Source organism: Streptomyces sp. NPDC054813 (assembly GCF_053611365.1).
In genome coordinates this window covers 297,032-312,025 of record NZ_JBSHAF010000006.1, presented here as the reverse complement: position 1 = coordinate 312,025, position 14,994 = coordinate 297,032, and the positions used below count along the sequence as shown (strand labels likewise).

General features: G+C 72.1%; 10 protein-coding genes. 7 read left to right on the top strand and 3 right to left on the bottom strand.

What is annotated here, in order from left to right:
* Positions 1-36: 36 nt before the first annotated feature.
* The gene (locus tag ACWGJB_RS14630; protein ID WP_453380508.1) at positions 37-1,038 is read right to left on the bottom strand and encodes a LacI family DNA-binding transcriptional regulator; all 1,002 of its coding nucleotides are present in this window, start codon (positions 1,036-1,038) and stop codon (positions 37-39) included.
* A 248-nt stretch (positions 1,039-1,286) separates the two neighbouring features.
* Between ACWGJB_RS14630 and ACWGJB_RS14625 the strand changes: the two genes are divergently transcribed.
* From ACWGJB_RS14625 to ACWGJB_RS14600, 6 genes are all read left to right on the top strand, one after another.
* Positions 1,287-2,630, top strand: coding sequence for an ABC transporter substrate-binding protein (locus ACWGJB_RS14625; RefSeq protein ID WP_453380507.1), 1,344 nt, complete (start codon positions 1,287-1,289; stop codon positions 2,628-2,630).
* 7 nt (positions 2,631-2,637) lie between these two features.
* Positions 2,638-3,588 (top strand): carbohydrate ABC transporter permease, encoded by a 951-nt coding sequence (locus tag ACWGJB_RS14620; protein WP_453380506.1) that lies wholly within the window; start codon positions 2,638-2,640, stop codon positions 3,586-3,588.
* A 50-nt stretch (positions 3,589-3,638) separates the two neighbouring features.
* Positions 3,639-4,445: a carbohydrate ABC transporter permease gene (locus ACWGJB_RS14615; RefSeq protein WP_453380663.1), complete on the top strand. Its 807-nt coding sequence runs from the start codon at positions 3,639-3,641 to the stop codon at positions 4,443-4,445.
* A gap of 23 nt (positions 4,446-4,468) precedes the next feature.
* Entirely contained in the window at positions 4,469-7,195 is a 2,727-nt protein-coding gene (locus ACWGJB_RS14610; RefSeq protein WP_453380505.1) for a glycoside hydrolase family 38 N-terminal domain-containing protein, read from the top strand.
* A 38-nt stretch (positions 7,196-7,233) separates the two neighbouring features.
* Positions 7,234-10,218: a glycoside hydrolase family 2 TIM barrel-domain containing protein gene (locus ACWGJB_RS14605; protein WP_453380504.1), complete on the top strand. Its 2,985-nt coding sequence runs from the start codon at positions 7,234-7,236 to the stop codon at positions 10,216-10,218.
* Between the two features lie 92 nt (positions 10,219-10,310).
* Complete coding sequence (locus ACWGJB_RS14600) at positions 10,311-11,138, top strand: oxidoreductase (protein WP_453380503.1); 828 nt, start codon at positions 10,311-10,313, stop codon at positions 11,136-11,138.
* Between the two features lie 121 nt (positions 11,139-11,259).
* Here ACWGJB_RS14600 and ACWGJB_RS14595 read toward each other — a convergent pair whose 3' ends face one another.
* Complete coding sequence (locus ACWGJB_RS14595) at positions 11,260-12,432, bottom strand: serpin family protein (protein WP_453380502.1); 1,173 nt, start codon at positions 12,430-12,432, stop codon at positions 11,260-11,262.
* On the bottom strand, positions 12,429-13,634 hold the full coding sequence (locus tag ACWGJB_RS14590) for a serpin family protein (protein ID WP_453380501.1): 1,206 nt from the start codon (positions 13,632-13,634) through the stop codon (positions 12,429-12,431). The genes ACWGJB_RS14595 and ACWGJB_RS14590 overlap by 4 nt, the downstream gene beginning before the upstream one ends.
* A 99-nt stretch (positions 13,635-13,733) precedes the next feature.
* Between ACWGJB_RS14590 and ACWGJB_RS14585 the strand changes: the two genes are divergently transcribed.
* Positions 13,734-14,960, top strand: coding sequence for a DUF4190 domain-containing protein (locus tag ACWGJB_RS14585; RefSeq protein ID WP_453380500.1), 1,227 nt, complete (start codon positions 13,734-13,736; stop codon positions 14,958-14,960).
* Positions 14,961-14,994: the final 34 nt, after the last annotated feature.

Sequence of the window (14,994 nt, the reverse complement as noted above, 5' to 3'; positions counted from 1 at the left end):
GACGCCGACTCGCGCAGCCGCTGTTCCCGGCGCCGGCTACGCCGACTCGCGCAGCCGCAGTTCCGCCCCCACCGTCAGTTCGTCGGGGCGCAGCGGGCCGGCTCCGGTCAGGAGTCTGGCCGTCTGTTCGACGGCGAGCGCGCCGAGGCGGCGGGTGTCCAGGGCCACCGTGGTCAGCGCCGGCTCGACGAGGGTGCCCAGGCCGAGGCCGTCGAAGCCCAGTACGGCGAGATCCCCGGGGACCTGGCGGCCGAGCCGGCGGGCGGCGCGCAACGCCCCGAAGGCGATGATGTCGTTGAACGTGAAGACGGCGGTCAGGTGCGGGTGCCGGGCCAGGAGTTCCTGGAGCGCGTGCTCCCCGCCGTCCACGCTCTGGTCGGCGCGGGCCACCGAACCGGCGTCCAGCCCGCATGCCGACATCGCGGTGTCGAACCACTCGTGCCGGACGCTCGGCTCGGAGCGCTCCGCGTGGTCCAGCATGCCGATGTGCCGGTGCCCGGCCCCTATCAGGTGGCGTATCGCCGCGTGCACGCCCGCCTCGCCGTCGATCCGGATCGAACTGAACCGCTCGGTGGGGCGCTTCCGGTCGATGAGGACGACGGGCAGCCCCCGGGTGAGCCGCGCGATGTCGTCCTCCGGCAGGCTCAGATAGCCCACCACGGCGTCCACCTGCGAGGCGATCACCTCCAGGGTGCCCTGCTCCTCCTCGACGCGGTCGCCGGTGTCGTACACCACGACGTGCCAGCCGCGGCCCCGGGCCGCGTCCAGCGCGGCGGCGGCGACCTCGGTGAAGAACGGGTTGAGCAGATCGGGGATCACCAGTCCGACGGTGATCGTGTCCTGCCGGACCAGCCCCCGGGCGAACCGGCTCGGCCGGTAGCCCAGCGCGAGGGCGGCGTCCAGGACGCGCTGCTTGGTGGAGACGCCGATCTCGCCCTTGTCGTTGAGCGCGCGTGACACGGTCTGCCGGGACACGCCCGCGGCCTCGGCCACATCGTCGATCGTCACCCTGCGGGGTCCGGTCCCCGACGGCGCCATCACTCACCTCCGTGCAGTTGCCGACGCGACCGCGTCGCAGGGACACCGAGTATGCCGGGTCCGATGTTCTGAGCCTTGACACTCCGGCGGACCGGAGCTCACACTCCCAATCAACTTCCCGTTACCGCTCCCGTGAGCGCTCACGTTACCGCTCACGGAACCTGATTCCAACCAGAAGGCATCCGCCTCCAGGTGTCAACGTCGACCCGCCTGCCGACCCTCGGCAGGCGTTCTCTGGAACGGAAGATATGAGCAGCACAGTCACACGCACCCGCCTCGCCGCCGCGGTCGCGGCCGCCACAGCGGGCATCGTCGTACTCGCCGGGTGTTCCTCGTCCGGTTCGTCGGACAAGGCGTCGTCCGCCTCGTCCTGCGCGCCCGCGAAGGGCAAGGTCACCCTCCAGTACTGGAACACGGTCCCGGGCATGGACAAGGTCGTCGCCCTGTGGAACAAGCAGCACCCCGACGTCCAGGTCGAGACCAAGAACATCTCCAACGACCAGTACGGCACCCTCGGCAACGCCCTCAAGGCGGGCAAGGCGCCGGACCTCGCCCAGGTCGGCTACGACGAACTGCCCAACCTGCGCACCCAGAACGCCTTCGTGGACGCCTCCGCCTGCAAGGCGGCCACCGCCGCCAAGTCGAAGTTCGTGCCCTGGACCTGGTCGCAGACCAGCTTCGGCAACACCGGGGTGTTCGCCCTCCCGCAGGACACCGGCCCGATGGCCCTGTTCGTGCGTACCGACATCTTCAAGAAGTACAACGTTGCCGTCCCCACGACCTGGGACGAGTACGCGACGGCCGCCGAGAAGCTGCACAAGGCGGACCCCAACCTCGACATCACGTTCTTCGATCCGAACAACGCCGAGTGGTTCAACGGGCTCCTCTGGCAGAACGACGCCCAGATGTACGGCTACTCCGGCGACAAGTGGCAGGTCAGCGTCGAGTCGGCGCAGAGCAAGCAGGTCGCGGACTACTGGCAGAAGCTGATCTCCGGGAAGCTGGTGCGCACCGACCTCGCCAACGGGTCGACGCAGATGTACGCGGCGTACCAGAAGGACCAGATCGCCAGCTATGTCGGCGCCGCCTGGGGCTACAGCATGTTCCGCGACAACCTGCCCAAGCAGTCGGGCAAGTGGTCGATCGTCCCGATGCCGACCTGGGGCACCAACGGCTCCTCGGGTGACTGGGGCGGCTCGACCGTCGCGTTCATGAAGGGCAGCAAGCACCTCTACGAGTCGGTCGAGTTCAACACCTGGCTGAACTCCGACCCGCAGGCGCTGGCGATGGAGAACGAGCTGGGCGGCCTCTACCCGGCGGCCGACGCCGGGCTGAAGCTGCCCGCGCTGTCCAAGGGCGTGCCGTACTACAACAACGAGAAGATCTTCGACGTCTTCGCCGACTCGTCCAAGAAGATCGACACCAGCTTCAGCTGGGGCCCCACCCAGAAGACGGTGAACCTGGCGCTCCAGGACGCGATGGCCAAGGCGGCGGCCGGCGACGGCACCCTCACCGACGCGCTCGCGGCCGCCCAGGCCGCCGCGCTGAAGTCGATGAAGGACCAGGCCATTCCGGCCGAGGCGGGCAAGTGACCGCCGTATGACCGACATCGCGCCCCGCCCGACCAGCGCGGTGCTGCCGACCGGGGGTCGCCGTCGTCGTCTCGACGGCGGCGGCCCCCGGCTGGGCACCATCGCCGCCTTCGTCACCCCGTTCTTCCTGCCGTTCCTGCTCTTCTACCTGGTGCCGGTCTGCTACGCGCTCTGGCAGAGCTTCCGCGTGGTGCGCCGCAGCGGAGGGCAGTACGGCACCTCGTACACGACCTTCGGCGGCTTCGACCAGTACGTCCAGGTGTTCCAGAACACCGAGTTCTGGTCCAGCATCGGCCGGATCGGGCTGTTCGGCATCGTGCAGGTGCCGGTCATGCTGTTCGTCGCGCTGGTCATCTCGCTGCTCCTGGACACCCCGGTGCTGAAGGCCAAGGCGTTCTTCCGGATCACCGCGTTCATGCCGTACGCGGTGCCCGGTGTGATCGCCGCGATCATGTGGTCGTACCTCTACTCGCCGCAGCTCAGCCCCGTCGTCGACCTGCTGAACAGCGTCGGGCTGCATCCCGACTTCCTCGGCCCGGGTGCCGTGCTCTGGTCGGCCGCGAACGTCTCCACCTGGCTGTGGACCGGCTACAACATGCTGATCATGTTCTCGGCGCTCCAGTCGATCCCGCAGGAGCTCTACGAGGCCGCCAAGATCGACGGCGCCTCCAACTGGACGATCGCCTGGCGGGTGAAGGTCCCGATCATCGCCCCGTCGATCGTGCTGACCACGGTGTTCTCGATCATCGGCACGCTCCAGCTGTACGCCGAGCCGGCCGTGCTGCGGCAGATCTCCTCGAACATCTCCAGCACGTTCACCCCGAACATGCTCGCCTACACGGTGGCCTCCGGGAACAACTACCAGCAGGCCGCGGCCATCTCCGTCGTCATCGCCGTCATCACCTTCGTCTTGAGCTTCGGGTTCATGCGACTGACCTCGAAGAAGGCCGGACTGTGAGCAACCACCCCACTGTGATCAAAGAGAGCCGCGTCAGCCGGACCGCCGCCATGGGCCTGATGCTGCTGCTGGCCGTGTACTTCCTGCTGCCGGTCTACTTCCTGGTCGTCGCCTCGACCAAGCCGCAGGGCGACCTCGCCTCCACCAACGGGCTGGCGTTCTCGCACTTCAACCTGTTCGACAACCTGCATGTCCTGTTCACCCGCAGCGACGGCATCTTCGGCCGCTGGATCCTCAACACCGTCATCTACGCGGTGCTGGGCGCGGCCGTCGGCACCCTGATCTCCGCGCTGTGCGGCTACGCCCTCGCCAAGTTCCGGTTCCGCGGCCGGGAGTTCCTGTTCTCCGTCATCCTCGGCGGCGTGCTGGTGCCCACCACCGCGCTCGCCCTGCCGCTGTTCCTGCTGTTCTCGGCGACCGGGCTGGTCAACACCTACTTCGCGGTGTTCCTGCCGAGCATCGTCAGCCCTTTCGGCGTCTACCTGGCGCGGATCTTCACCAACGCGGCGGTCCCGCAGGAGCTGATCGACTCGGCGCGGCTGGACGGCGCGGGCGAGTTCCGCACCTTCTTCTCGGTGGGGTTCCGGCTGATGACACCGGCCCTGGTGACCATCTTCCTGTTCCAGTTCGTGGCCATCTGGAACAACTTCTTCCTGCCGATGGTGATGCTGCAGAAGGAGTCCCTCTTCCCGATCACGCTCGGCCTGTACGAGTGGAACGGCCAGACCGCCCGGGCTCCCCTGTTGCAGCAGTCCATCATCACCGGCTCGCTGGTGTCGATCGTGCCCGTGATCATCGTGTTCATCCTGCTCCAGCGCTTCTGGCGGACCGGTCTCGCCGCCGGCTCCCTCAAGTGACCACCCGGAAGGTGCCCCTCGTCATGCCCGACTCCGCCGTCTTCGTGCCCCACTTCCACTGGGACCGGGAGTGGTACGAGCCGTTCCAGGTGTTCCGGCACCGCCTCGTCACCGCCCTCGACACCGTGCTGGCGACCGCCGACGCCGACCCGGACTTCCGGTTCACCGTCGACGGGCAGATGGCCGCGGTCGAGGACTACCTGGAGATGCGCCCGGAGAACCGCGACCGGGTCGCCGCCCTGGTCCGCGAGGGCCGGCTGGCCGTCGGGCCCTGGCTGATCCTGCTCGACGAGTTCCTCTGCTCCGGCGAGACCATCGTCCGCAACCTCCAGATGGGCTGGGCGGCCGCGGAGCGCCTCGGCGGGGCCATGCCCATCGGCTACCTCCCGGACATGTTCGGCCATGTCGCGCAGATGCCGCAGATCCTGGCCCGCGCCGGCATCGAGCACGCCGCCCTGTGGCGCGGGGTGCCCGGCTCGGTCGAGGGCCACGCCTTCCGCTGGCGCGCCCCCGACGGCTCCGAGGTCCGCACCGAGTTCCTCTTCGACGGGTACGACAACGGACTCGACGTCCTGCTGGTACCGGACCGGATCCGGCAGGCACTCGCCGAGTACGCCGAGCTGACCGCCGGGCGCTGGGGCGGCGACCCGCTCCTCGCCATGGCCGGCACCGACCACAACGCGCCCGACCCGAAGCTGGCGGACTGGCTGCGGAAGGCCTCCGGCGAGGAGCGGCCGATCACCGTCGCGACCCTCGACGAGTACCTCCGCAAGCACGTACGCGACGAGGTCACCGCCGTCGTCACCGGTGAACTGCGCAGCCATGTCCGGGGCAACATCCTGCCGGGCGTGCTGTCCGTGCGGCTCGGGCTCAAGCAGCGGATGGCCCTCGCCGAGCGGACCGTCGACCACGCCGAGCGGATGAACGCCCTGTGGTCGCGGCGCGACGAGTCGCACTTCCTCGCCCTCGCCTGGCACAAGATCATCGAGTCGACCGCCCATGACTCGGTGGTCGGCTCCGGCACCGACGAGACCTGCGACCAGGTCGCCGCCCGCCTCGCCGAGGCCACGCAGACCGCCCGGGCGGTCCGGGACGCGGCCCTCGCCGAGCCCGCCGCCCTGGTCCCGAGCGACGGCCACCTGGTCGCCAACCCGCTGCCCGTACCCCGTACCGCACTGGTCGAGGTGGATGTCGTGGCCGCCACCGAAGGGCGCACGCTGGTCGCGACCACCGCCGACGGCTCGGCGCACCCCGTCCAGCTGGTCTCCGAGGCACCCACCGCCCTCAGCGACGAGCGGCTCGACGCCTCGCAACTCGAACGCGTGCTGCGCCGTATCCACCGCCGCGAGCTGTTCGGCCTGCTCATCGACCGCTACGAACTCACCCCGAACTCGCTGGTCTTCCACCTCGCCGAGGCACCGGCCGGACCCTTCGACCTGATGACCCTGCGCGGCGAGGTCGCCGCCGCCGCGGCCGCGCACCCGGGGGAGTGGCGGGTGCGGACCCTGGCACAGGCCCGGGCCACCGCGCTGGTGGCCGTGCCGGTCCCCGCCGGCGGACTGGCCGCCTTCCGGGTCGAGCCGGCCGACCGGCCCACCGCCTTGGCGGCGCAGCCGGTGACGGCGGCACCCGACCGTCTCTCCAACGGGCTGGTCGAGGTCACGGTGGCCGCCGACGGCACCCTGGAGGTGACCGGACCCGACGGCACCGTCCTGTCCGGAGTCGGCCGTCTGGTCGACGGCGGCGACCGGGGCGACAGCTACAACTACGCCCCTCCGGCGCACGACGCCCTCGTCTCCGAGCCGGCCCGGGTCGGCGTCGAACTCCTCGACCAGGGCCCGCTGCGGGCCAGGCTGCGCGTCACCCGCGTCTACGACTGGCCGGCCGCGCTCGCCGACGGCGACCGGGACCGGCGCGACGGCGCCACCGTCGCGACCCCCGTGGACATGGTGGTGGAGGTCCGCGCGGGCGAGCCGTTCGTCCGGATCGCCACCGCGTTCCTCAACCAGAGCGCCGACCACCGGCTGCGCTTCCACGTGCCGCTGCCCGAACGTGTCACCACCTCCGCGTCGGCCGGGCAGTTCGCCGTCACCGAGCGCGGACTGACCGCCGAGGGCGGCTGGGGCGAGTACCCCCTGCCGACCTTCCCCGCCAGCTCCTTCGTGTCGGCGGGCCCGGCCACCGTCCTGCTCGACCACTCCGCCGAGTACGAACTCGTCGACGACGGCTCCGCCCTCGCGCTCACCCTGCTGCGCGCCATCGGCTCGATCAGCGTCAACATCCACCCCCTGCGCGACGAACCCGCGGCGAGCGAGATCCCCGTCCCCGGCGCACAGGACCTGGGCATGCGCATCGAGAACCGGTTCGCCGTGCTGCCCTCGGCGAGCGGCTGGCAGGGCGCGGACGCGGTCGCGCTCGCCGAGGAGTTCCGGGCCGACGTCCTGGTCGCCCGCGGCACCGCGCCCGGCGGCGGCCCGCTGCCCCCGGACGCGACCGGGGTGCGGGTCGACGGCCGGGACGTCCAGGTGTCCAGCATCCGCCGGGTCACCGACCCCGAGCACGGACCCGGCACCGAGGTCCGGCTGGCCGCACTGCGTGACACGGCGGCGGCCGTCCGGGTGATCGGCGCCTTCACCGAGGCCACGACCGTCGACCTGCTCGGCCGGCCGATCGCCGCGGAGCCGGTGACCGGGGACGGGCTCGAACTCGTCCTCGGGCCCTGGGAGATCCGCACCGTCGTCCTGCGCTAGCCGCCAACACCCCCAGATACCAAGAAAGTTGTGAACTCTTGCCCTCCGAGCACTCCGCGTACGTATCGGACACCGCCCCGTGGCGTGGCGCCCTGCGCCCGGCCCGCTCGTGGCTGCACTCCGACGCCCCCGCCCTCTCGCTGAACGGAAACTGGCGCTTCAGGCTGTCGCCGACGGCGGCCGTCGCCGAGGAGTTCGCGGCCGAGGACTTCGACGACCACGGCTGGGACGGCATCCCGGTGCCCGCGCACTGGGTGCTGGAGGGCGACGGCGCCTACGGCCGGCCGATCTACACGAACATCCAGTTCCCGTTCCCGATCGACCCGCCGCACGTCCCCGACGAGAACCCCACCGGCGACTACCGCCGCCACTTCGGGCTCCCCGACGGCTGGTCGGACGCCGAGCGGGTGCTGCTGCGCTTCGACGGGGTGGAGTCGCTGTTCAAGGTGTGGGTGAACGGCGTCGAGATCGGCAGCGCGAGCGGCAGCCGGCTGGCCCACGAGTTCGACGTGACGTCCGCGGTCCGCCCCGGTGACAACGTCGTCGCCGTCCGGGTGCACCAGTGGTCGGCGGCCAGCTACCTGGAGGACCAGGACCAGTGGTGGCTGCCGGGCATCTTCCGGGACGTCACCCTGCTCGCCCGGCCGGCCGGCGGCGTCGAGGACGTCTGGCTGCGCCCCGGCTACGCCGACGGGCACGGGCGGATCGACCCGGAGATCACCGCCGACGCCTCGGCCTTCCCCGTCACCCTGCGCATCCCCGAACTCGGCGTCGAGCGGGTCTGGGAGACGGCAGCCGACGTGACGCCCCTCGACGTCCCGGGCGTGCAGCCGTGGTCGGCCGAGGAGCCCCGGCTGTACGACGTCACCGTTTCGTCGGCCGTCGAGACCATAGCCCTGCGGGTGGGCTTCCGCACCGTCGAGATACGCGGTGACCGCTTCCTGGTCAACGGCCGCCGGGTGGTCTTCCACGGCATGAACCGGCACGAGGCCCACCCCGAGCGCGGCCGGGTCTTCGACGAGGCGCACGCCCGCGAGGACCTGGCCCGGATGAAGCGGTTCAACGTGAACGCCATCCGCACCAGCCACTACCCGCCGCACCCCCGGCTGCTCGACCTCGCCGACGAACTCGGCTTCTGGGTCGTCCTCGAATGCGACCTGGAGACCCACGGCTTCGACAAGGCCGGCTGGACCGGCAACCCGACCGACGACCCGGCCTGGCGCGCGGCCTGCCTCGACCGTATCGAGCGCACGGTCGAGCGCGACAAGAACCACCCCGGCGTCGTGATGTGGTCGCTCGGCAACGAGGCCGGGACCGGCGCCAACCTCGCCGCCATGTCGGCCTGGGTGCACGCCCGTGACCCCGAGCGTCCCGTGCACTACGAGGGCGACTACACCGGCGAGTACACCGACGTCTACTCACGCATGTACGCGACCGTCACGGAGACCGAGCAGATCGGCACGGACGGCTCCCGCGCCCCGCTGCTCGGCTGCACCCCCGCCCAGGGCGCCCGGCAGCGCACCAGGCCGTTCCTGCTGTGCGAGTACGCCCACGCGATGGGCAACGGACCCGGCGCCCTCGACCAGTACGAGGAACTGGTCCACCGGCACCCCCGGCTGCACGGCGGCTTCGTCTGGGAGTGGCGCGACCACGGCATCCTGGCCAGGACCCCGGAGGGGACGCCGTACTACGCCTACGGCGGCGACTTCGGCGAGGTCGTGCACGACGGCAACTTCGTCATGGACGGCATGGTGCTGAGCGACGACGTGCCGACGCCCGGCCTCCACGAGTTCAAGGCCGTGGTGCAGCCGATCCGCTTCGCCTTCGACGGCGACCGGCTCGCGATCACCAACCTGCGGCACTCCGCGGACACCTCCGACCTGCGCTTTTGCTGGCGCGTCGAGCACGACGGCACCCTCGTGGCGTCCGGGGACCTGAAGGTCCCGGCGGTGGCGGCGGGCGAGTCGGGGCGGGTGCCGCTGCCGCCGGTCCCGGTCGCCCCGGACGCCGAGACCTGGCTGACGGTCGAGGCGGTACTGGCGGCGGAGACAGCCTGGGCACCCGAGGGGCACGAGATCGCGACCGCCCAGCTGGACCGCTCGACACCTCGCCCGGTGCCTGCCGTCCGGCGCCGGACCGGCTGGCGGCCCGCCGCGGGCACGCTCACCCTCGGCATCGCCGAGTTCGCCGGCGGATCCCTCACCCGCCTCGCCGGACGGCCGGTGACCGGCCCGCGGCTGGAACTGTTCCGCGCCCCGACCGACAACGACGAGGGCACCTCCGACCGGCTGGAGGGCAGCGACGCCAGCGCCGCCGATGTGTCCAGCGCCGACCTGTGGCGCCGGGACGGACTCGACCGCCTCACGGCACGGCGGGTCACCGTGGAAGAGACCACGGACGCCCTGCGCACCGTCGACCGGGTCTCCGCCGCGCACTCCGCGCTGTCGGTGACGGTGGAGACCGTGTGGTCCGTCGAGGACGGCGAGCTGGAACTGCGCGTGGACATCGAGCCCTCGCGCGGCTGGACGACGGTGTGGCCGCGGATCGGGGTGCGCTTCGAACTGCCCGACGGGACGGCCCCGGTGGACGGCGCGGACTGGTTCGGCCTGGGCCCGCACGAGTCCTACCCCGACAGCCTCCGCGCGGCCCGCACCGGCCGCTTCTCCGCCGCCGTCCCGGACCTCGCGGCCGGCTACGCCCGTCCCCAGGAGACCGGCCACCGCTCCCGGCTTCGCCACCTCGCGCTGACCAGCGCCGACACCGAGGTACTGCACCTCACGGCGCTCCCCGACACCCAGGGACGGCGCCCCGGCTTCACCCTCGCCCGCCACACCCCCCAGCAGCTCGCCCGCGCCGCCCACCCCTTCGAGCTCCCGGAGTCCACCACCAGCCACCTGATCATCGACGCGGCCCAGCACGGACTCGGCTCCCGGGCCTGCGGACCTGACGTGTGGCCCGAGTTCGCGCTGCGCCCGGAGGCACGCACGATCAGGCTGCGCATCACCCAGGGCGTACGCCGGTGAGGTGAACCCGTCCCGGAAACCCGTTGGACGCGAACTCCCTCCCGGGTGAGGGTGGTTGGCTGGACCGACCGCGGACAGCAGGGAGACGGGACATGACCAGGATCTGGCTCATCACCGGGGCGAGCAGCGGCTTCGGACGGGCGCTCGCCGAGGCCGCGCTCGCCGCGGGTGACACCGTCGTCGGGGCGGCCCGGCGCCCCGGGGCACTGGACGACCTGGCCGCCGCCCACCCGGGGCGGCTGGACCCGGTACGTCTGGACGTCACGGACATCGCCGCGATCGAGCCCGCCGTACGGGACGTCGTGGCCCGGCACGGACGGATCGACGTCCTCGTCAACAACGCCGGCCGTACCCATGTCGGCGCCTTCGAGGAGACCACCGACGCCGAACTGCGCGACCTGTTCGACCTGCACGTGTTCGGCCCGGCCGCGCTGGTCCGGGCGGTCCTGCCGCAGCTGCGGAGACAGCGCTCGGGCGCGATCGTGCAGATGAGCAGCATGGGCGGCCAGATGTCCTTCGCGGGCTTCTCGGCCTACAGCGGCACGAAGTTCGCGCTGGAGGGCATGTCCGAGGGGCTCGCCGACGAGGTGCGGGAGTTCGGGATCAAGGTGCTGATCGTGGAACCGGGCGCCTTCCGCACCGCCCTCTTCGACGCCGGCCGGGTCGGGGCCAGCCCCGACACCGGGGTGTACCCGAAGGTCGCCGAGACCCGTCACGCCGTCGAGGGCGGCCACGGCACCCAGCCCGGCGACCCGGCCAAGGCGGCCGCCCTGATCCTGACCGCCCTGGCCGCCGACGAGACCCCGCTGCACCTGCCCCTGGGCGACGACGCGGTGACCGCCGTACTGACCCAACTGGACGCCGTACGAGGGGACATCGTCGCCTGGGAGAAGCGCACCAGGGCCACTGATTTCGGCTGAGCATCAGCGCCCCGTAAGGGGCGCGGGGCTGTATCGAATTTGCGGCTGCCGCCGCGCGGGCGCGACCAGCCACGACGATGCCGCGGACGCACGACGGCGCACGGCCGCACCCCCAGAGCGCTCAGCCCACCACCGCCGGCTCCGTCACCCACCCCGCCGCCAGGACCAGACGGGTGTCGCGGTGCACGGCGAGGAAGCCGAACGGGCGGTCGAAGGTGGCCCGGACGACGGTCGACTCGTGCCGGTACTGCGGCGGGCCGCCGCCCGGCGCCGCCAGCACGGCCGTCACCGCGGCGGCCCGGAAGCCCAGCGGGCCGAACTCCGCGACCGCGGACTGCCCGGCCGCCCCGATGGCCAGTGGCGCGTCGCTGATGCCGGGGAAGTGCCCCTCGCGGGCGTCGGCGGCCGTGGAGAGCCCGAACAGACCGTGCAGTTGCAGCAGATCGTGGTCGGCGCGCACCTCGAAGCCGACGGTCGTCACATCCAGCCGCACGGGGTCCGGGGTGGCCGACGGCAGCCGCTCCACGGTCACCCCGGGACCCGCCTGACCGTAGGGGAGCTGACCGCCGGTGGTCACCGCCAGGGCGCGCTCCAGGACGCCGATGCCGGTGTGCAGCACCTGCCCGGGCGCCATCCCCTCCTCGCCGAGCAGCAGATGGACGTCGAGGGCGTTGCCGCCCAGCACCTTCAGTGTGGTGACGTGCCCGTCCGGACCCGCGGCCACCCCGATCCGGTCCGTCCGCACGCTGCTGCGGTGCAGACCGGCCAGCGTACGGCCCTGCCAGGGCCCGGAGCCGGGCCGCAGCGTCGTCTCCCGGAACGGCTGCCGCCAGTCCGTGTGCAGGGCCAGCGCGGTCGCCAGCACCATCCGGGCGCCCTCGGTCAGCTTGACCGGCATCCGCCCGACCAGCCCCTCGGTGCGCTTGGCCGCCCAGGCGTCCAGCACCTCCTGGGAGGCCGCGGCGTCGGCGCCGAGCACTCCGTGCGCGCCGGCGGGCAGCCCGGCCGCCCACTGCTCGCGCAGTTCCAGCGCACGGTCGGTCCACAGTCCCAGGGCCGCCCCGACACCGTGCGTCGAGTCGAGCCCGCCGAGTAACTCCCGGGCACCTGCGGCCGCTTGGTCCGCTTGCACTCCCACGGCCTGGGTCAGTTCGTCCCGGGCGCGGCCGGCGGCGCCGTCGGCGAGGAGGGCCAGCAGCGGCCAGACACCGGCGGCCGAGAAGACCGTGGCCTGTCTGGTGCGCTGCGCCCAGCGTGCGGTGAGCGCGTTGACGGCGCTGACGGTGTCGTTCATTCGTCGTCCTCCCAGGAGTACTCGGGGAAGGGCAGGGGATCCGTGACCCAGCCGGCCGCGAGGACGAGCCGGGAGTGCCGGTGCAGGGCGAGGAAGCCGAACGGACGGTCGAAGCGGGCGTCGATCCGGGTGGTGACGTAACGCCGCTCGGGCGGGATACCTACCCCGGCCATCCCGAACGCTGTCACCGCCGCCGCCTCGAAGCCCAGCGCGCCGAACCTCGCCATGACGGCCTGCTCGGCGGACCCGACGGCGAGCGGGAAGGAGCTGATGCCGGGGAAGTGCCCCAGACCGCCGTCCAGCGCCGTGGTGAGCCCGAACAGCCGGTGCAGTGCCGCCAGGTCGTGGTGCGCGGTCATGTCGTACGCCACGGTCGTCACGTCGAGGGAGGGGGGCTCAGGGGTGGTGCACCGCAGCCTCTCCACGGTCAGGCCAGGCCCGGGTGCCCCGAAGGGGAGCCGGTCGCCCCGGACCGGCCGATGCGTGCCGGCCAGGATGCCGACGCCGGCCCCCAGCACCTGCCCCGGCGTCATCCGCTCCTCGCCGAGCAGCAGATGGACGTCGAGGGCGTTGCCGCCCAGCACCTTCAGCTCGGTGACGAAACCGTCCGGGGTGTCCGCCACGCCGATCCGGTCCAGCAGCACGCTGGAGCGCCGCAGGCCGAGCCGCTCGGTGGCCGCCCAGGGCCCGTACGCCGTCTCCAGCGCCACCTCGTCGAACGGCGCCAACCAGCGGGTGCGCATCGCCAGCGCGCTCGCCAGGACCAGCTCCGTGTCCTTGTCGAGGGCGACCGGCATCCGGTCCACGAGGCCGCCCGTGCGCCGCGCGGCCCAGGCGTCCAGCTCCTCGCGGTCCACCGGCTCGTCCCCGGTCAGCACTCCGTGCGCGTCGGCGGGCAGACCGGCCGCCCACTCCTTACGCAGCTCCAGGGTCCGCTTCGTCCACAGGCCCAGCGCGGTGTCCAGGCCTTCCGCACCGGCCATCGCACCGAGCAACTCCCGTGCGGCACCGGCCGCTTCCCCGGCCGGCAGGCCCAGCGCCGCCGCCAGTTCGGCCCGCGCCCGCCCGTGCGCCCCGTCCGCCAGAAACGCCAGCAGCGGCCACACCCCGGCCGCCGAGAACACCGTGCCGTCCCCCGCGGCGGTCGCCCAGCGGGCGGTCAGCGCGTTCACCGCGCGCACGACCGCTCTCCCCACCCTCATTCCGCCCCCGTTCACGGCGCGCTTACGATGCGCGCAGTCGTACGTCAGTTCAGCCGTCCGTTTCACGCGGCCAGACGCCCCCTCAGGAGCACGGTACCGGTGTCCATACCTCCGCCTCCCGGCCCCCAGCAGCCACAAGGGCCGTACCAGCCGCCCCAGACGGGTCAGCCGCAGTACCCGCAGTACCCGCAGTACCCGCAGGGACCGTACGGACAGCAGCCGCCGCACCCCTCGCCGTACCAGGCCTGGGGCCAGGGCTACAGCCCCTACGCGGTCCCGGCGCCCGTCAACGGCCTCGCCATCGCCTCCCTCGTGCTCGGGCTGCTGTGCTGCCTGCCGGGGGTGGGGCTGGTGCTGGGGCTGGTCGCGCTGAGCCAGATCCGCAAGCGCGGTGAGCGCGGCCAGGCGATGGCGGTCGTCGGGTCGGTGTTCTCGGGGATCGGGCTGGCCCTGTGGGTGCTGCTGCTCGCCACCGGCGGCGCCGGCGACTTCTGGGAGGGCGTCAAGGAGGGCGCCAGCGACAGCTCCAGCCTCTCGCTGTCCACCGGCGACTGCTTCGACACCCCCGACGGCACCCTCACCGGCGACCTGGTCACCGACGTCACGCACGTCACCTGCGACGACGCGCACGACGGCGAGGTCTTCGCCACCTACGACCTCAAGGGCGCCGACTACCCGGGCGACGACTCGGTCGGCGACTCCGCGGACCACCGCTGCTACGGCCTGGAGGACACCTACGCCTTCGACCTCTGGGCGGTCCCCGACGACGTCGCCGTGTACTACTTCACGCCCAGCGAGGACAGTTGGGCGGCCGGGGACCGCAGCGTCGTCTGCGCCTTCGGCGGTGCCACCGAGGGTGACGAGCTCACCGACTCCTACCACCAGGACGCCGACTCCTACGCCCCCGAACAGGTCGCCTATCTCAAGTCCGCGCACGTCCTGAACGCGGCCCTGGACACCGCACCGGACACCGAGTACATCGAGGACGACCTGCCCGGGAACAGGGCGTGGGCGGGCCGGGTGGCCACGGCGCTCGGCAAGGAGTCGGCGCTGCTGCGCTCGTACGAGTGGACCGCGGACACCAGGAAGCCGGTCCTCGCCCTCGCCGCCGACCTCGACAAGGCGCGTACCGAGTGGGCGAAGGCCGCCAAGGCGTCGGACGTCGATAGCTTCTACGCGCACTACGACAAGGGGTACAAGCTGATCGACCCGCACCGCACGGTGACCGTACGCGATGCTCTGGGCCTGACCACCGTCCCGCCCGCGTACGACGACGGAGACGGCGGCTCCGGCGGCGGAGGAAGTGGCTCCGGTATGCAGGTGTGACTGCGGCCATAGCGGGGAGAAAGTGCCTGCGTAA

Coding starts and splice junctions, on each gene's coding strand:
- ACWGJB_RS14595 (WP_453380502.1), bottom strand. CDS start 12,432: ATGAACGACACCGTCAGCGCCGTCAACGCGCTCACCGCACGCTGGGCG.
- ACWGJB_RS14610 (WP_453380505.1), top strand. CDS start 4,469: ATGCCCGACTCCGCCGTCTTCGTGCCCCACTTCCACTGGGACCGGGAG.
- ACWGJB_RS14625 (WP_453380507.1), top strand. CDS start 1,287: ATGAGCAGCACAGTCACACGCACCCGCCTCGCCGCCGCGGTCGCGGCC.
- ACWGJB_RS14590 (WP_453380501.1), bottom strand. CDS start 13,634: ATGAGGGTGGGGAGAGCGGTCGTGCGCGCGGTGAACGCGCTGACCGCC.
- ACWGJB_RS14600 (WP_453380503.1), top strand. CDS start 10,311: ATGACCAGGATCTGGCTCATCACCGGGGCGAGCAGCGGCTTCGGACGG.
- ACWGJB_RS14615 (WP_453380663.1), top strand. CDS start 3,639: ATGGGCCTGATGCTGCTGCTGGCCGTGTACTTCCTGCTGCCGGTCTAC.
- ACWGJB_RS14620 (WP_453380506.1), top strand. CDS start 2,638: ATGACCGACATCGCGCCCCGCCCGACCAGCGCGGTGCTGCCGACCGGG.
- ACWGJB_RS14630 (WP_453380508.1), bottom strand. CDS start 1,038: ATGGCGCCGTCGGGGACCGGACCCCGCAGGGTGACGATCGACGATGTG.